Annotated in this window: 18 protein-coding genes and 1 riboswitch; of the genes, 13 read left to right on the forward strand and 5 right to left on the reverse strand. The window is 39.4% G+C overall.

Annotation, left to right across the window (positions count from 1 at the left end):
- Position 1 precedes the first annotated feature (1 nt).
- Complete coding sequence (locus I3B46_RS06440) at positions 2-238, reverse strand: HEAT repeat domain-containing protein (RefSeq protein WP_004922032.1); 237 nt, start codon at positions 236-238, stop codon at positions 2-4.
- Positions 239-854: 616 nt separating this feature from the next.
- A riboswitch (M-box (ykoK) riboswitch) is annotated at positions 855-1,026 on the forward strand.
- 74 nt (positions 1,027-1,100) lie between these two features.
- On the opposite strand from I3B46_RS06440, the gene I3B46_RS06445 reads away from it, so the two are divergent.
- Complete coding sequence (locus I3B46_RS06445; RefSeq protein ID WP_004922030.1) at positions 1,101-2,171, forward strand: magnesium transporter; 1,071 nt, start codon at positions 1,101-1,103, stop codon at positions 2,169-2,171.
- A gap of 29 nt (positions 2,172-2,200) precedes the next feature.
- Here I3B46_RS06445 and I3B46_RS06450 read toward each other — a convergent pair whose 3' ends face one another.
- Positions 2,201-2,734: a SprT family zinc-dependent metalloprotease gene (locus I3B46_RS06450; RefSeq protein ID WP_141173165.1), complete on the reverse strand. Its 534-nt coding sequence runs from the start codon at positions 2,732-2,734 to the stop codon at positions 2,201-2,203.
- Positions 2,735-2,840: 106 nt separating this feature from the next.
- Between I3B46_RS06450 and I3B46_RS06455 the strand changes: the two genes are divergently transcribed.
- From I3B46_RS06455 to I3B46_RS06480, 6 genes are all read left to right on the forward strand, one after another.
- Positions 2,841-3,167 (forward strand): ArsR/SmtB family transcription factor, encoded by a 327-nt coding sequence (locus I3B46_RS06455; RefSeq protein WP_040133352.1) that lies wholly within the window; start codon positions 2,841-2,843, stop codon positions 3,165-3,167.
- Between the two features lie 2 nt (positions 3,168-3,169).
- Positions 3,170-3,607 carry a YeeE/YedE family protein gene (locus I3B46_RS06460; RefSeq protein ID WP_169342121.1) on the forward strand — a complete coding sequence of 146 codons (438 nt, stop codon included), beginning with the start codon at positions 3,170-3,172 and terminating at the stop codon, positions 3,605-3,607.
- A 4-nt stretch (positions 3,608-3,611) separates the two neighbouring features.
- Positions 3,612-4,019 carry a DUF6691 family protein gene (locus I3B46_RS06465; RefSeq protein ID WP_004922016.1) on the forward strand — a complete coding sequence of 136 codons (408 nt, stop codon included), beginning with the start codon at positions 3,612-3,614 and terminating at the stop codon, positions 4,017-4,019.
- 268 nt (positions 4,020-4,287) lie between these two features.
- Complete coding sequence (locus I3B46_RS06470) at positions 4,288-4,899, forward strand: lytic polysaccharide monooxygenase (RefSeq protein ID WP_004922007.1); 612 nt, start codon at positions 4,288-4,290, stop codon at positions 4,897-4,899.
- 67 nt (positions 4,900-4,966) lie between these two features.
- Positions 4,967-6,646 carry a glycosyl hydrolase family 18 protein gene (locus I3B46_RS06475; protein WP_004922004.1) on the forward strand — a complete coding sequence of 560 codons (1,680 nt, stop codon included), beginning with the start codon at positions 4,967-4,969 and terminating at the stop codon, positions 6,644-6,646.
- Between the two features lie 307 nt (positions 6,647-6,953).
- Entirely contained in the window at positions 6,954-7,868 is a 915-nt protein-coding gene (locus I3B46_RS06480; protein WP_004922001.1) for a LysR family transcriptional regulator, read from the forward strand.
- Between the two features lie 444 nt (positions 7,869-8,312).
- On the opposite strand, the gene metK is transcribed toward I3B46_RS06480, so the two are convergent.
- Positions 8,313-9,467 carry a methionine adenosyltransferase gene (metK, locus tag I3B46_RS06485; RefSeq protein WP_004921998.1) on the reverse strand — a complete coding sequence of 385 codons (1,155 nt, stop codon included), beginning with the start codon at positions 9,465-9,467 and terminating at the stop codon, positions 8,313-8,315.
- Positions 9,468-10,111: 644 nt separating this feature from the next.
- Between metK and speA the strand changes: the two genes are divergently transcribed.
- The 4 genes from speA to I3B46_RS06505 all read left to right on the forward strand — a co-directional run bounded on the left by speA (position 10,112) and on the right by I3B46_RS06505 (position 15,388).
- Positions 10,112-12,016, forward strand: coding sequence for a biosynthetic arginine decarboxylase (gene speA / locus I3B46_RS06490; protein WP_004921992.1), 1,905 nt, complete (start codon positions 10,112-10,114; stop codon positions 12,014-12,016).
- A 104-nt stretch (positions 12,017-12,120) separates the two neighbouring features.
- Positions 12,121-13,041, forward strand: a complete 921-nt coding sequence (speB, locus tag I3B46_RS06495; protein ID WP_004921989.1) for an agmatinase — start codon at positions 12,121-12,123, stop codon at positions 13,039-13,041.
- A gap of 326 nt (positions 13,042-13,367) precedes the next feature.
- A complete protein-coding gene (locus I3B46_RS06500; protein WP_004921987.1) occupies positions 13,368-14,147 on the forward strand; it encodes an acetoin reductase in 780 nt (259 codons plus the stop codon).
- 335 nt (positions 14,148-14,482) lie between these two features.
- Positions 14,483-15,388, forward strand: coding sequence for a sphingomyelin phosphodiesterase (locus I3B46_RS06505; protein WP_004921983.1), 906 nt, complete (start codon positions 14,483-14,485; stop codon positions 15,386-15,388).
- 37 nt (positions 15,389-15,425) lie between these two features.
- Here the strand turns inward: I3B46_RS06505 and I3B46_RS06510 are convergent, their stop codons facing one another.
- Entirely contained in the window at positions 15,426-16,295 is an 870-nt protein-coding gene (locus tag I3B46_RS06510; RefSeq protein ID WP_004921981.1) for an alpha/beta fold hydrolase, read from the reverse strand.
- A gap of 178 nt (positions 16,296-16,473) precedes the next feature.
- Between I3B46_RS06510 and I3B46_RS06515 the strand changes: the two genes are divergently transcribed.
- Together I3B46_RS06515 and I3B46_RS06520 are read left to right on the forward strand one after the other, a co-directional pair.
- Positions 16,474-16,713: a Pathogenicity locus gene (locus tag I3B46_RS06515; protein ID WP_104872873.1), complete on the forward strand. Its 240-nt coding sequence runs from the start codon at positions 16,474-16,476 to the stop codon at positions 16,711-16,713.
- Between the two features lie 173 nt (positions 16,714-16,886).
- Complete coding sequence (locus tag I3B46_RS06520) at positions 16,887-17,219, forward strand: hypothetical protein (protein WP_231405908.1); 333 nt, start codon at positions 16,887-16,889, stop codon at positions 17,217-17,219.
- On the opposite strand, the gene mutH is transcribed toward I3B46_RS06520, so the two are convergent.
- Positions 17,206-17,889 (reverse strand): DNA mismatch repair endonuclease MutH, encoded by a 684-nt coding sequence (gene mutH, locus I3B46_RS06525; protein WP_060560879.1) that lies wholly within the window; start codon positions 17,887-17,889, stop codon positions 17,206-17,208. The two genes, I3B46_RS06520 and mutH, sit on opposite strands and share 14 nt — an antisense overlap.
- Positions 17,890-18,252: the final 363 nt, after the last annotated feature.

Below are 18,252 nucleotides of genomic sequence, written 5' to 3' on the forward strand. Positions count from 1 at the left end.
TTTATTTAAGTGTATATCCTTCAGGTATAAAATAAACGGATAATTTACTTAATGTGTTGATAGCTGATACTGCAATCTCTTTATTTGGATCTTGGCAAAGATTGATAATACGAACAATAGCTTCTTGGTGTTCAATAGTTGCTTTATAATCTCCTAACGCTGATATAGCGGCGATTTTTATCTCATCATTCACTCGAAATGTTAGATTTGTCAGCATACCGACAATGGTTCTGTCCATAATTAAAACTTCACTCTTTAATTAACCTTGCGGTATTTTAAAATAAAAATAAATATATTAACCACTAAATTAATATGTGATTATGTATTTTTATTTTGAAATACTAATAAGCTGAGACTTTTTTCGAATTAAATAATGCATTAAGTGCATTCTCTTATTAAGACGTTTTTTATGATGGTTGATTAAAATTAAATAAGATGTGACAGAAATAAAAATAATTTACCTGTTTGGCGGGTTTGTTTTATATAGTATAGATTATTCAAAAAATTATAATAATGCAAATTAATATATTCAATATTATTCTTTTACCTTAGGATGAAAGATAAAATAAATTAGATAAAATCAAGTAATTTTCCTTTTTTGTCATTGCGTTATAAATTTATTAATCGGGTAACTACGTTTTTTATTCACGTGTAAAAAATAAGTCAAAAGCAGCGTATTTTGAACAGTGAATAAAATATTAATACATGCTTGGTTACATTTAGTAACGCGACGAATTGTTGTCATACATCAACTTAAACAAAACCTAAACAAGATAATCAACATGTGTTATTAACGCTATTTTCGGGGTGGTAATTAATAATCTTATGGTTATAATTCGCGTCGCATCAAAAGTGCAGTATCTCGTTAGGCGAGGCTCCTATACAAACACAGGTTACTGATCTGACGACGTCGAGAGACGCCCAAGATCAGGACAGGATATATCGAACGAAGGTATATCCCCATGTAACTTCCAATGTAAGTTGGATACGTTGTATAGTGCTAAAACCGAGACGTAGAGATAGCCACCGCATTCTCTCATCTGGTTTCGCCCCTATGTGAGTACTGTTTGAGTAAACAACAGTAACTAGGGACTAAAAAAATGACTTTCACTACCCAGAACAAAGCGGGATCTGTAGCAATTGCTCAGTCCGCAATGAAAGGCGCACGCCTGAATAACAACAACACTCAGCAACCAAAAATTGATGACGCAACTGTCAGCGCATATATGAGCCAATCTTATTTGCCTGTTTCTATTGCGGATTCTGTTGCTTGCGTGAAAAAGAATTTGATCGAACACTTAGACGGTGAGCAGATCCCAACGTATTTATTTGTTGTTGATCAGGAAAATTATTTAAATGGTATTCTTTCAGTCAAATCGCTATTAGCGGCGGATGAAGGGTTGCTTGTATCCGATATTATGAGACACAACTACTTTTCAGTGGCGCCTGATCAATCACGTCATGATGTTTATGATCTGATCAACCATAGTGGTTTGGATATGATACCCGTTGTTCAATTTGGCAAATTGATGGGGGTATTACGTCCTCAAGATATTGCTGAATTAATTGAAGATGAGAATACGTTAGACGCACAACTTCAAGGGGCGACTACACCACTTGAAGAGCCTTATTTAGCAACCAGTCCTATTACGTTATGGCGTAAACGTGTCGTATGGCTATTAATGCTATTTGTTGCGGAAGCTTATACCGGTACAGTATTAAAAGCCTTTGAAGAGCAATTAGAAGCTGCGATTTCTCTGGCCTTCTTTATTCCATTATTAATTGGAACGGGCGGGAACAGTGGAACGCAAATCACTTCAACCCTTGTCAGGGCGATGGCGCTAGGGGAAGTGAGCCTACGTAATTTGGGCGCGGTATTGAAAAAAGAAGTATCAACCTCTTTCTTAGTGGCCGTGACTATTGGTGCAGCTGCTTTGATTAGGGCATGGATACTGGGTGTGGGCGCTGAAGTGACGATTGTAGTAAGTCTAACTATTGTTGCTATCACCATGTGGAGTGCAATTGTTTCTTCGATTATCCCAATGGTATTGAAGAAATTAAAAGTTGACCCCGCAGTAGTATCTGCGCCGTTTATTGCAACCTTCATTGATGGAACGGGTCTAATTATTTACTTCGAAATTGCCAAATTGGTAATGACGGAGTTCGCCTAAAGACACACCATCGAGTTGATGCGGCAGTGTTATTCAACATCTGCCGCATTCACCCACTCATTCTGTTTTAAAACCTCCCCACATTTTCGGCACAAATACTGATTCTCCCCTCTGACAATTTTATTATGCCTTCTAATGGTTAATTCGTGCGTTGTGGAACACGCACAATGGTAGGTAAAAGTGCGACTTTTGACGGACGTGACTTCAAAGCGATGTGTACGTTTTGCGGGAACGTCTAAAACGTGTTCCATCATCCACTTCCACTCTTTGCCATGGGGAGCAATACCTTTACGGCCAAAGACTTGATACACTAATAGATGAGCCAACTCATGAGGGATCACCTCATTAATGAAGCTATCACCATTTTCAATCAGTAAGACAGCATTTAAACGAATTTCCCACTCTTTTAAGTAGGCACTCCCTGCTGTTGTTCCTCGCTGCTTATAGTTAAGTGTTGGTTCTGGAAAGATTTGTTCCAGCTTTTGTTGGGCTAAATTCAGTTTTGCCCTCAGCATGCGCATGGCTTTTTGTTGAAGATAAATGGGGATTCGAACGGTTTTCATATAACTAAGCATAATATAAGCCGATATGAGGAAACAAGCATTATTGGCTATCATTATATAAAAATATATATTATATTTTATGATAATGTATTTATTGGGAGGATTTATGAGCGAGGACTCTACAAACCAATTGCTTTTGGCGATGAAGCAGGCTGCAACACAAACGTCATCATTGCTGAAAACATTAGGTAATCCGGATCGATTACTTCTGTTATGCCAGTTAACGCAAGGTGAGGCGTGTGTGAGCGATCTTGAAACGTCGCTGGGCATACAGCAACCAACCCTTTCTCAACAACTAACGGTATTGCGTCATGAAGGGCTCGTGACGACACGTCGTGAAGGTAAACGAATTTATTATGCGATTGCCGATGAAAAGCTCTTCACGTTACTGAATACACTTTACCAACTTTATTGTCCGGTTCAGGAGAAATAATGATGTCTATTGATTGGGCTAATTTTACCCCTTGGTCAGCTGCGATGGGAGGCTTATTAATTGGCGCGGCAGTTTCCCTATTACTTCTTTTTAATGGCAGAATTGCTGGTATCAGCGGTATTTTAAGTGGCGTTTTAAAACCGATTGCAGGGGATACCGCTTGGAAGGTGGCATTTGTGCTCGGGATTATGGCGGCTCCTGCTTTATTTACGCTCTTTTTCTTTTCACCGGAAGTGTCGATCACGACGAGCACCCCTATCCTTATCCTCGCCGGTTTATTCGTCGGCTTTGGTACGCGATTAGGGAGTGGCTGTACAAGTGGTCACGGAATTTGTGGTATGGCGAGGTTTTCTCGGCGTTCGATAGTTGCGGTTATCACTTTTATGTTAGTGGCATTTGCGACGGTAGCGGTTATAAATTTATTGGGATTAAGAGGATAAAGTTATGCCAGTTATTATCGCATTAATCTCAGGTTTATTATTTGGCTTGGGGCTATTATTAGCGGGGATGGGAAATCCGGCTAAAATTCTTAGCTTCTTAAATATTACGGGTAATTGGGATCCTTCTTTATTAGTCACTATGGCAGTGGCGATGGTGATCAGTGCAATTGCATTTGCCTTCGCCAAAAAACGTCAAGCTAGTGTATTAAAATGCCCTATGCAGATCCCGACCAATCAAAAAATTGATAAGCCTCTAGTGATAGGGAGTGTGTTATTTGGACTTGGCTGGGGATTAGCCGGTATTTGTCCTGGGCCTGCATTGCTATTAACGGGGATGGGGTTAACACAAGGGATCATTTTTACATTAGCCATGATTGCGGGCATGTCTGTTTTTCAATTATTCAAAAAATAATAGCGTCAGCCCCAAATTTAAAGGGGCTGAATTTTTTATTAAAGATTAGTGATATCTATTAAATAACATTTCTGCTTTTCTATTTTCATATAAAAATATATCTATTCATATTTAAAAAAATACTTATCATGATAAATATTTAATTTAGCTCGTTGATTTATTCATAAAAAACGCTTTTAAACTGATAATAATATAAATGAACCGTGTGATGGCTATTAATCGCACTGTTTAAAAAACATTTATTATAAAGTGAATAAAGAGGTGCATTATGAAAAATCAATTTAAGCATCTTATATCCTTAAGCTGTTTAGGATCGCTATTACTAGGCGTTTCTCAGTTTGCCCTAGCACATGGTTATACAACAGAGCCACCAAGTCGTGCTTATTTATGTTCGGTGCGTAATACCACTGAATTAAAAAATACGGGCTGTGGCAATCAAGTACCTTATGACCCACATAGTTTTGAAGCACCAAAAGGATTCCCTGAGGCTGGTCCGGCTGATGGAGTCATTGCCAGTGCTGCGATAGCAGCTCACTCTGAAATGGATGAACAGTCGCCGACCCGGTGGGTAAAAAGTGAGCTTAAAACGGGGAAAAATACCTTTGCTTGGTATTTAACCGTTGTGCATTCTACCGATAGCTGGCGGTATTTTATCACTAAGCCTGATTGGGACCCATCACAGCCACTCACACGCGATTCTTTTGATTTAACGCCTTTCTGTGTCAAATATGAAAATGGTGTTAGACCACCAGTCGTCACAGAAATCGAGTGTGATGTGCCGAAAGATCGCTCTGGCTATCATGTCATCCTTGCGGTGTGGGATGTTTATGATACGTCAAATGCATTCTACCAAGTTAGTGATGTCAATATCAGCGATTAATATCGAACGATTAATTGTTGAACTCAATAAAATATCCCGTATTCCTTAACACATTAAGGGGTAAAACATGTTTAGACTAAATAAGTTAATGCTAGCAGCACTTATCGGTCATTGTGCTACTCAGTTTGCATATGCAGCGTTGCCCGGAAAGCCCACAATTCAATGGATGGATAACACCTATAGCATTGTTGAAATTAACCCTAATGAGGATAAATATGAATTATTAGTGACGAGAAAAGAGGCGGCAACTTTTAATGTCTCCTGGGATTTATGGTATGGAGATTATGGAACTACGGCAAAAGTGTATTTGAATGACCAAGAGGTATGGAGTGGTCCTTCAACCAGCTCTTCAGGTCAAGCAAGCCTTTCAATATCTAAAGGCGGGAAGTATAAATTGAAGGTTGCACTATGCAATGGCGACGAATGTAATTTTAGTGATGTGGTTGAAATTACAGTCCAAGATACAGATGGAAGTCATTTTGCTCCGTTGCAAACGCAACTTTTAGAAAATAACCAAGCTTACAAGCAAGACTCAGGAAAAGTCGTTGCTGCATATTTTGTTGAATGGGGAATATATGGACGGAAATTTTCTGCCGATAAAATACCGGCACAAAATCTTACTCATATTTTGTATGCTTTTATTCCTATATGCGGCGGAAATGGAATTAATGATAGCTTAAAGCAAATTGAAGGTAGTTTTGAGTCATTGCAGAAGTCATGTACAGGTAGGGATGACTATAAAGTGACTATTCATGATCCTTGGGCTGCAATTAATGTCTCTCAAACAGGAACTTCATTGTCATATAAAGGTAACTTTGGGCAGTTAATGGCAATAAAGCAAGCCTATCCCCATTTGAAAATATTACCTTCTGTTGGTGGATGGACATTATCAGATCCATTTTATGCAATGAAGGATAAAACCAAACGAGACAAATTTGTAACGTCTGTCAAAGAGTTTTTGTTGACATGGAAATTCTTCGATGGTGTTGATATCGATTGGGAATATCCTGGTGCAAATGGAGCCAGCACCACATTAGCGTCAGATAAAGATGGTGAAACTTATTTATTGTTGATGCAAGAGCTTCGCGCGATGTTGGATGAATTAGAGAAAGAAACCGGGCGCGAATATCAATTAACATCAGCTATTAGTGCCGCGAAAGCCAAAATAGATAAAGTCGATTTTGGTGAGGTACAAAAATCGGTTGATCACTTTTTTATGATGAGCTACGACTTTTATGGTGCATTTGATTTAAATACACTTGGCTACCAAACCGCACTTAATGCCTCCAGTTGGCGTCCAGATACGGAATATACAACGGTTAATGGGGTAAATGCTTTATTGAATCAAGGTGTTGATCCCGCGAAAATCGTGGTAGGTGCAGCGATGTATGGGCGTGGATGGACGGGGGTGAATGGCTATACCAACGGTAATCCATTTACAGGGAAAGCGACAGGCCCAGTTGCAGGGACATGGGAAAATGGAGTTGTTGATTATCGCCAAATCAAAAATCAGTATATGAGCGGACAATGGGTATATAGCTATGATGAAGTCGCAGAAGCGCCCTATGTATTTAAAGCATCAACAGGGGATCTGATTACCTTTGACGATCAACGTTCAGTGCAAGCAAAAGGGAAGTATGTGTTAGAGAACAAACTTGGAGGATTATTTGCATGGGAAATTGATGCGGATAATGGTGATATTTTAAATAGCATGAATTCGAGTTTAGGTAATAGTCTTGCTAAATAAATTGATATTAATATTTATTATAGAGGGAGTCTATTTCCCTCTATAATTATCCAGCGTTAAGTGAGCGCTGTTTTTCATAAAGATATACTTCTATAAGATCTATTATTTTATATTACCAATGACTTTTATTTTAATTCTATTTATTAATTATATATCTACTAAGAAAATTAATGACTATTAAGTTAGTAGATTAGGATGTTTCTTGATTGTTTATGAACAACATTATGATAGTTCTATATATGAAGTCGACTAAATATTAATGCGCTGAAATCATTGTATTAGCTATTTAAATTAATTAGGAGCTTATATGACTAGATTATCCGTGGATGCAATTAATATAATAAGCACTATCAAAAAAACAGGTTCTTTTTCAACAGCGGCAGATGTATTGCATAAAACACCGTCTGCGATTTCCTATCAAGTATTAAATATAGAAAGTCGATTGAAAGTTAAGCTTTTTCACCGTAATGGACCTGTAATTCGTTTAACTAAGGAGGGGGAATTTTTATTACAGGAGGGGGCATGGATCTTAAATGCAGTGCAAGATCTCGAAAATAGAGTGAGAAATATTCCAACATTTGATAACCAAATTCGTATTGTGGTTGAAAAATTTCTACCGCTAGATATCTTTGTTCAAGATATTCGTGATTATATTAAGGCAAATGGTGATGTTCATATTTCAATCCTAAGAGAAGCAATGACAGGGGCTTGGGATGCATTAAAAGAAAATAGAGCAGATTTTATTATTGCTCTTGGGGGGATCCCTGAAAACATAAAGGTAAGAACCCAGCTACTAGGAAAACTTAGTTTTGCCCTTTGTGTTTCCCCATCACATCCATTTGCTTCACAAAAAACGATAATAACGAGAAATCAGTTAATAAACGATATCCACGTTGAAATTGCAGATAGTAGCCATGAGCTATCAATTAATAGAGAAAAAGAAGTCATATTAGGAAGGCAAATATTGGTTTGCGATTTAGAAAGTAAATTAGTCTTAATTAAGCGAGGAATAGGGTATGGGTTTATTTGTCCTTCACATATTAAAAAAGAGTTAAAGAACCAAGAATTAGTCATTGTTCCGGTAGAGATCCCTAAAGATGATCAATTTATTTGGCTAGCTTGGCATCCATCAAGTCAAGGTGGTAATTTCTCTTGGTGGAAAGAGCGATTAATAAAGAAGATTGATACATCAAGTTTTATTGAAAATTTATCTACGGTATAATAGAAAGCATACATAATATCTTGCATATTGTAGGCTTGGATGACGCTGAGCTACCCTAGTTATAAAAATACCTAATATATCTAGGGTTGGCTTCTTCTACGATTTCATTACGTTTATTATTCCATAGTAAATAAACGTTTTCTCTATAGACACTACCGCCTTTAACTGGTTTTTATAACCACTTATCTCTTTCCACTATGAAATAAATATGAGATATGCGTTTCTAAGTGCGAATCATTGCTAATATAAAAATTATTACATGGCAATACTTATTCTATAGGTATGATAAGGCCCAAACGTGATGATTATATTCTTTAGCCCAATTAGTTTAGGAGAATTGTACTTTTGCTCAAGGAGTTCTAAAAATGAATTTAAGCGAGGAAATAAGATAGAGGATGAATAAAGAAATAAACCCCACAGTGTGGGGCTTATTGGTTTGGCTAATTATTTTAGGCCAGCAGCTTCACGTAAAATAGCGGCTTTGTCTGTTTTTTCCCAAGGGAATTGAGAACGACCGAAATGCCCGTAAGAAGCCGTTTGTTGGTAAATTGGATGTAGTAAATCCAGCATTTGAATCAAGCCGTATGGGCGTAAATCAAAGAATTCACGCACTAACAGAACCAGTTGCGCTTCTGGAACTTTACCTGTACCAAATGTTTCAACCATGATTGAAGTTGGCTCTGCAACACCAATTGCATAGGAGACTTGGATTTCACAGCGATCAGCTAAGCCGGCTGCAACAATGTTTTTGGCAACATAGCGAGCAGCATAAGCCGCTGAACGGTCTACTTTAGAAGGATCTTTACCGGAGAATGCACCGCCACCGTGACGAGCCATGCCGCCATAGGTATCAACGATGATTTTACGACCAGTTAAACCACAGTCGCCCATTGGTCCACCGATAACAAAGCGACCTGTTGGGTTGATAAAATATTTTGTTGTTGGCACTAACCACTCTGCTGGAAGAACAGGTTTAATAATTTCTTCCATTACAGCTTCATGTAAATCTTGCTGTTTAATATCTTCTGCGTGCTGTGTGGATAAAACAACCGCATCAATGCCAACAATTTCGTTGTTGTCATATTGGAAAGTGACTTGGCTTTTGGCATCTGGACGTAACCATGGCAGAGTGCCATTTTTACGAACTTCTGCTTGGCGCTGTACCAGACGGTGAGCATAAGTAATTGGTGCAGGCATCAGAACGTCAGTTTCGTTTGTCGCATAACCGAACATAATACCTTGGTCGCCAGCCCCTTGTTCTAATGGGTCTGCGCGGTCAACACCTTGGTTGATATCAGGTGATTGTTTACCAATCGCACTTAAAACCGCACACGAGTTTGCATCAAAACCCATGTCAGAGCTGGTATAACCAATTTCGCGAACGGTTTTACGTGTGATCTCTTCAATATCAACCCAAGCGCTGGTGGTGATTTCTCCCCCGACCATCACCATACCTGTCTTGACATAGGTCTCGCAAGCAACGCGAGCTTTTGGATCTTGCTCAAGAATCGCATCAAGAACCGCATCAGAGATTTGATCGGCAATTTTATCAGGATGCCCTTCCGATACAGACTCAGAAGTAAAGAGATGTGTAGCCATGAGATTAATACCTTAAGAATTCGCTGATTGTAATTGGATGTTTTAACATCTAGACGTCTATTTTAATGTTTTAACAAAAAAAGTGCTACCTGTTTTTACGTTTGACAGAAAAACAATAAGTAAAAAGACGAGCCTTACAAATTTTATTTCTATTAAGCCAATAACGTTTTGCAATTTCTGCCTAATCAATGTATAAACAGCGACCGTGACGGTTAGTTAAAAATGTTCCGTTATATACCAGTAGGCGTACAATATGCCTGCTATCTATCAGGAGTGTTTATCTTTCTCGCTATTGATAAAGATTAAACAGTTATATTGGGGGTTAATGGGTAATGATCCATAATCTACTGAATAACAGTAATCAGCAGCTAAATGCGGATCGCCGCGTGTTTTTGGCGTTTACTTTCCTGTCTTTATTTACTTCTTCTCGAAGTTACTATCATCTTCCTAGTACACCCTTGGCTATCAGTCAGTAACTGTCAGCCAAATGGTTGTATTTGTCACCGTTTAGATGTTCTAAGCACTTTAATTAATCCGAGTAATAGCTGTTTCCCCGACATAACTGCCTTGCAGAGCCACGTCTTAGGACGGGTCGCTGTCTGGCCGGAGAAAGCGTCACTCACCCCTCCATAAAGGAGTTTGTTATGAATGATAATATCGCTCGCAAAATGCGCCAGACGTACAACATCGCGTATTGGGGCGGTGGTTACTATCAGGTGAATGAGCGCGGAAATGTCTGTGTTTGCCCAAATCCTGATAACCCAGACACGTCTATTGATCTAGCCGAACTTGTTAATCAAGTTAAAGAGGAGCAGGAGCACTTGCGTTTACCCGCATTATTCTGTTTCCCACAAATCTTACAGCACCGTTTGCGCTCAATTAATGCGGCATTTAGGCGTGCTCGTGAATCGTACGGCTATACAGGCGACTATTTTCTGGTCTATCCGATTAAGGTCAACCAGCAGCGTCGAGTCATCGAATCATTAGTCAATTCAGGTGAACCGCTTGGACTAGAGGCAGGGTCGAAGGCTGAATTGATGGCTGTGCTAGCAAATGCCGGCCGTACTCGTACCGTTATTGTTTGTAATGGTTATAAAGATCGTGAATATATTCGATTAGCGCTTATCGGGGAAAAATTAGGTCACAAGGTTTACCTTGTTATCGAAAAAATGTCTGAAATTGAGGTTGTTCTTAAAGAAGCGGAAAGCTTGAATGTGACACCTCGTTTAGGCGTTCGTGCTCGTTTGGCGTCGCAGGGGTCAGGCAAATGGCAGGCAAGTGGTGGCGAGAAATCAAAATTTGGTTTAGCGGCAACACAGGTTTTACAACTTGTTGAAATTTTACGTCAGGCAGGTCGCCTAGAAAGTTTACAGTTGCTGCATTTCCATCTTGGTTCACAAATGGCGAATATTCGTGATATCGCGACAGGTGTCCGTGAATCTGCACGTTTTTATGTTGAGTTGCACCGTTTAGGCGTAAAAATTCAATGTTTTGATGTGGGTGGCGGCTTAGGTGTGGATTACGAAGGAACGCGCTCCCAATCAGATTGTTCAGTAAACTATGGTTTAAATGAATATGCGAATAATGTGATTTGGGCGATTGGTGATGCGTGTGAGGAGTTTGATTTACCACATCCGACGGTGATCACCGAATCAGGGCGTGCATTGACCGCACATCATACGGTCTTAGTTTCTAATGTGATCGGGGTGGAGCGAAATGAATTTACCAAAACATCTCCTCCCGATGAGGATGCACCGCGTTCATTGATTTCATTGTGGGAAACCTGGGAATCAATGCAGCACCAAGGTAATAGCCGTTCGTTACGTGAATGGCTCCATGATAGTCAGTTTGATTTACAAGAAGCGCATACGCAGTATGCTCATGGTGTACTCGACCTGACTCAGCGAGCGTGGGCCGAGGAGCTTTATTTGAATATTTGTCGTCGTATTCAACAAGACTTAGATCCCAGTAACCGTGCTCATCGTCCAATTATTGATGAGCTGCAAGAGCGGATGGCCGATAAGTTCTATGTGAATTTCTCGTTATTCCAATCGTTGCCAGATGCTTGGGGGATTGATCAGGTGTTCCCCGTTTTACCGATAGAAGGCCTTGATAAGCCTCTTGACCGTCGCGCGGTATTATTGGATATCACTTGTGATTCGGATGGTATTATTGACCATTATGTCGATGGTGACGGTGTTGAAACAACTATGCCAATGCCTGCATACGACCCTGAAAACCCACCCATGATCGGCTTCTTTATGATAGGGGCCTATCAGGAAATTCTAGGTAACATGCATAACCTATTTGGCGATACAGCAGCAATTGATGTTTGGGTTGATAGCCAAGGCAACGTGCGTTATCTGCAAAGTGAAGAAGGCGATTCGGTCGCTGATATGCTGCAATATGTGAAGCTAGTACCAGAAGTATTGCTTGAAAGCTTTACAGAGCAAGTTAAAGGCACTGGGTTGAGCGAGCAGTTGCAAAAAGATTTCGTTGATGAGTTTGAGAATGGGCTTTATGGCTATACTTATTTAGAAGACGAATAATTGGCGATAAATAAACGGTAGCTAATCACAGGTGGTGTAGAGCCACCTATGAGTCTAAATAATAAAAGTATTTGCAGATTACAAATACTGATAGAGGAAGAGTGATGATTAATAGCACATTAGGTAATCAGGTCGATAATTCACTGGTTTCTAACGCATTTGGCTTTTTACGTTTCCCATTAAACTTTCAACCTTATAACTCAGATGCTGAGTGGGTGATAACGGGGGTGCCGTTTGATATGGCAACTTCTGGTCGTGCGGGCAGCCGTCATGGACCTGCTGCTATTCGTCAGGTATCTACCAACTTAGCGTGGGAAAGCCATCGTTGGCCATGGAATTTTAAACTAACAGAGCGCTTAAATGTTGTGGATTGTGGCGATGTGGTGTTTGCTTTTGGTGATGCACAAGACATGTGCGATAAGCTACAAGCACATACAGAAAAATTGCTGGAGGCGGGCAAGCGCTGCTTAACATTTGGCGGTGACCATTTTGTGACTTTGCCTCTGTTGCGCGCCCATGCAAAGCATTTTGGTAAAATGGCGTTAGTCCATTTTGATGCACACACAGACACTTATGGTAATGGTAGCCAGTATGACCACGGCACTATGTTCTACCATGCACCAAAAGAAGGGCTAATTGATCCGACTCGTTCTGTACAAATTGGTATTCGTACAGAGCATGAAAGTGATAACGGGTTTACAGTCATTGATGCCGCACAAGTTAATGATCGCGGTGTTGATGAGATGATCGAACAAATTAAATCTATTGTGGGTGATATGCCTGTTTATCTCACTTTCGATATTGATTGTTTAGATCCTGCTTTTGCGCCGGGAACCGGAACACCTGTCATTGGTGGATTAACCTCAGATCGTGCATTAAAACTGTTGCGTGGTTTACAACCGTTAAATATCGTTGGTATGGATTTAGTTGAAGTCGCACCAGCTTATGATCAATCTGATATCACTGCATTGGCCGCAGCAACCATTGCTTTAGATATGTTGTACTTACAAGCATCTAAAAAATAACCTATAGTTTGTCTGATTTTTAGGCTGCCTTCTAGGCAGCCTAATTTATTCTCAATAAAATAGATTGTTATTTAAACAAATATGAGGAAATAGCACTTTTTGCTATACCTCTTTGTGAGTAGTTCCACTTCGATTTGTTACCTATTTCCCTTTTAAAAGTTATTTCTTTCATAAATGCGAGTGATTATCACTCAATTACAGTCATATTTATCTCTATAGAACATAGTTGTAGTCTAATATCATGATTTTGTAACTTATTGTTAATCTTGCTAACGTATTAATCAGTTAGAGTCATTCATTTAACTATCCTTATTGGGAGAAAGCTTATGGCACTGAATAATAAAGTCATTTTAGTTACTGGCGCAGCACAAGGTATTGGTCGTGGTATCGCATTACGTTTAGCGAAAGAAGGTGCCAATATTGCACTTGTCGACCTGAAAAAAGAAAAATTAGCGGATGTGGCTAAAGAAATTGAAGCATTAGGCCGTAAAGCGACAACATTTGCTGCTGATGTCAGTAAGCGTGAGGAAGTTTTTGCCGCAGTTGCACATGCAGAAGCTGAACTCGGTGGTTTTGATGTAATGATCAATAACGCAGGAATTGCACAAGTTAAGCCTATTGCTGATGTACGCCAAGAAGATATGGATCTGATTTTCAAGATTAACGTCGATGGTGTGATGTGGGGAATTCAAGCGGCGAGTGAAAAATTCCAGCAGCGTAAACAAAAAGGGAAAATTATTAACGCTTCTTCCATTGCAGGGCATGACGGCTTTGCAATGCTAGGTGTTTATTCCGCTACAAAATTCGCTGTACGTGCATTGACCCAAGCCGCTGCTAAAGAGTATGCAAGTTCTGGCATTACCGTTAACGCATATTGCCCTGGTATTGTAGGCACGGACATGTGGGTTGAAATTGATGAGCGTTTTGCTGAAATTACAGGTGCACCAAAAGGTGAAACCTATAAAAAATATGTTGAAGGCATTGCATTAGGACGTGCTCAAACTCCAGATGATGTTGCTGGTTTAGTCGCATTTTTAGCAAGTGATGATTCAGACTATATTACAGGGCAGTCTATCTTGACTGACGGTGGTATTGTTTACCGTTAATCAAACCACTTATTAAGCAGAGCATTTTCTGTAAATTAACATTGTGCCTTGGCTAGTTAAAATAGGCCCAAGGCACAATTTAAATATTAATTCGCTATTATATTAGAAACTATATTTCTCCTACCTTTATTAACAGTAGATAAAACTATTTTATTTATTGTTATCATCCATCAAAAATCTTTAGGTAATGCATTAATTAATAATATGTTCAGGCATGTTAGTCTCGTTTAGCATACTCCTTGTCGTCATTGTGAACTCAATGTTTTCAATAAAACAGTATTGATAGGATAAAGAAATTTATACATTTATTAATGGAAAACGAATAAGGAAAAACTATGCCACATAAAATTAAAGTGATGACATTCAATACCTATTTATTGCATATTCCTTTTTTTAGTATTGGCGCATCCACTCAAGATGCTCGCATTAATGCGATGATAAAAGATAATATATTCTATGATGTTGATATCGTTATTTTACAAGAGGTATTTAATACTCATTCAGCACAAAAACTTTTTTCGGGTATGAGGAGTTTAGGCTTTTTTTACCACACACCGGTTGCCGCACAATATAATGAATCTGTCCTCTCTTATTGTGATTCAAACCATTGTTGGAATGCTAAAAAAGGTGAATGGGATATGGTTCAGCAGGTCAATTCAGGGATCGCGATAGTTTCCCGTTATCCTATAGTTTATCGTGAATATCAACTGTTCGATGATGCAGGATGCGGTGCTGACCGTTTCAGTGCTAAAGGTGGGGTGAGAGCCGTTATTGAAATAGAAGGTAAAATGCTTCAAGTCATAGGAACTCATCTGCAATCGGATGACAACTTCTGCCTAATGACCTCACCTTCATCCCATCGCAAAGCCCAACTTACTCAGTTAATTAATTGGGCTGAAACTTCAATCACTGAAGATCGTCAAATAACAATCTTAGGGGGAGATTTAAATATTAATTATGGTTCGGAAGAGTACGAGCAAGCATTAGATATTATTGGTTGGGGAGAGCCTCACCATTTTAATCCACGACCGTCATGGGATTTTTCAACTAATAACGTGATTAGAGAAGCTTATCCCGATACTAGGCAAAGTTGGCATTTGGATTATATTTTTGCCAAAAATATGCGTTCAATTAAACAGCAAACACGGGTGATCAAAAGCAAAATTGGTTATAACTATAATAATAAAGTCTTTTTTGATTATTCCGATCATTATCCTGTAGTGGCTGAAATTGAGTTGTGATAATTAGATATTTCAGCCACATATTTTTAAGGCGCCTTTATTGTGGAGCTAAATGGGTTAAGATGCGCTCCGCTTGTGTCCAGAGTAGTGAACCACCATCATCTTCTAACACGAAATGTTGGCAATTAGGGAAACGCGTTGCGAGGGTTTTACCAAAGTCTGGTGAATGAACAGTGCTTTCATCTTTCTCACCATACCACAGTGAAACAGGGCAATGGATCTCTTCAGGCTGGAAAGGCCAAGGCTGTAACGAGATCAATAAGTCTTGCACATAGCCTAAATTGCCTTGAAGAAAGGCTCGGTTCATACAGTCAGTATAGGCTTGCAAAAATGAGGGCTGATTGTAAACATTTTGATCAACCGTCGCGCTGCTATTGAGTATAAAAGCCAGTAACCAAGGTGCACTCACGTTTTTCTGTAACCAATCAGACAGCGCATCAGGTGTATTTCTGGCTTGCTCTTGCATATTGATAATATCGGCTTTTAATAAAGCACTTGTCGCGGGATAGTCAAATTGATCTTGCCCAGCAACAATAGATAAAGTGTTAGGGGTGCCATAGAAAGCTAATGCCATGGCAAATACAGCACCTTGAGAAAAGCCAATAACAGAATATTGCTCAATTTGCTGAGCTTGCAATAACGCGTCAATATCTGCCGCAAAACGTGAAAGCGATTTTTGTGGATCTTGTGACGATTCGCCTAGCCCAGCACGTTCAGGTACGATGAGTCGGATATTAAGTGGATCAAGTTGCTCAAGGCCAAAGCCTAACGTTCCACTCATACCCGCGCCAGTACAAAAAATAACAGGAAATCCCGTTCTTGGGCCTGATTCATACCAACTTAAGTTGCGGCCATCAGACAATTGAAGTGAACCTTGGCGCGTGTTTGTGAATGTGTTTGTCTGCATTGCTGAGTCCTAACTTATTTTGGGGCACGGGATGGTCACAATCAATGTGAAAGTGGCAAGGGTATATTTGATTGAATCTTAATAATGCTAGCCATAAAACGAATAATAAAATAATCGTCAGGTATAATGCAAAGCCAATTACGAAAAAGATTATTTGTTCTCTCAATAAGGAGCTGATATGGGGTTTTCAGATGCGGATAAGCAGTGCCTACTGGCGGTAAAAGGTGTTGGCCCAACAGTTATAAGTCGGTTAGAACAAATGGGATTTTCGACATTAGCTCAACTGAGTGAAGCATCATATGAAGACATTTTAATTGCTGGGGCTGCTTTAACAGGCTCGAGTTGCTGGAAAAATAGCCCACAAGCGAAGAAAGCCGTAGAAGGGGCAATTGCCGCGGCGAAACAAGCCATGAAATAACCCTGATTCGGTAAAAGGGTTTCATTATCTAATTTGATAAAAACAACCTCTCTTTTTGCATGAAGTACTAAAAGGTTTGCTTTAAGGTTAGCTTAAAGCTAAATCATAATATTATTAACATCATGTATAAGAAAACTATTAGGGCAGTCATTATTATATTCGCTGTTATGGCGATGACTGCGAGCCCAAAAGGTATCAATATTTTTTCGAATCAATGTGAAGCCTATAAAGGGATACCAAAAAGAATTGCCGCAATGACATTCGGTGAGCAGCTGATTAATCAGCAACGTGTTTTTTATACAATAACGTTAGTTGATGGCAAAAAAACGACGCAACAAATCGCCGTATTTAATACTATTGAGCATGAGCTAAACAAAAAAATGTTGGAGTTAATTCAAGCGGCTTTTGTCGTTGGTGCACCGGTTACGATACAACAGTGTGAGCAGGCGAGTATTGCAGGGTTAATGGTCGACTTTAACGGAGGAAAAACCATTAATCAATTTTAAAATGTCGAGCAAGCAATGGGGCGGTAAAGTCTTTTTTCAGATAGAAACCCCTCGGCAGCGTCATGATTGTTTGCCCAAATTCGCCAATACCCTCTGTTAGTGCTTTGCTATTTGCCGCTTTAGGGCGTATTTGTAGGACTTGTCCATGTCGAGCGGTGATACTTTCCACTTTGCCTAACACAATCAGATCCATCAACTCTTCCCAGTCTTGGCGCAGCAATTGCTCTTCCAAAGGAGAAGGGCTCCATAATAATGGGCTTGCGATACGACGTTGAGCGAGTGGTATTTGTCGTTCGCCTTCAATTGGAAACCATAAAACACGAGAGAGTTTTCGGTACACATGGCTATTTTTCCATGTTAACCCACTATTGCCTGTGAGCGGTGCGATCGCCACAAATGTGGTTTCAAGGGGCATTCCATTTCGGTCAATAGGGATGGTTTTTAGTTCGACACCAATATTGGCGAAATCTTGTTCGGGTTTACTGCCAGCGGTAGCTCCTAAAAAATATTCTAACAGCATACCCACCCAGCCTTTGTCACGTTTAAGATCGGGCGGCATAGGTAAGCCAGCGTATGCCGCTAATTCACCAAGAGTATAGCCAGCGAGAGCTTGTGCCCTAGCCATTAAAACGGACTCATTTTCAGGAGGGGATGGTGGTATAAATGGCATAATACGATTAAATAGTAACCAGAAAAAATTCACAGGGTAGCAATAGTATATCACTTTTTATAAGAGATATTTAATTTGCTGATATATAAGGAAATAATTCAGTCTATTAAAAAATAATCCTCAAAGAAAAATAGGTTATTCATGTTCATCCCATAATAATCACAGGATCATTCACTAGGTTATCCACAGAATTATTGGATAACTGTGAAAAACTTTAATTACTGTGTGTATTTACAGGCTTGACTTACGTAGTTTTTTGAACCTAATCACATAAATTGGGTAAGTTAAGCACATTACTTGTGGATAAATCATACATTGATTGATCTTTGCGCATTTGAACTCCTAAAGCATAAAGTCGAAAAG

The organism is Providencia sp. 2.29 (assembly GCF_015832305.1).
GTDB lineage: Bacteria > Pseudomonadota > Gammaproteobacteria > Enterobacterales > Enterobacteriaceae > Providencia > Providencia stuartii.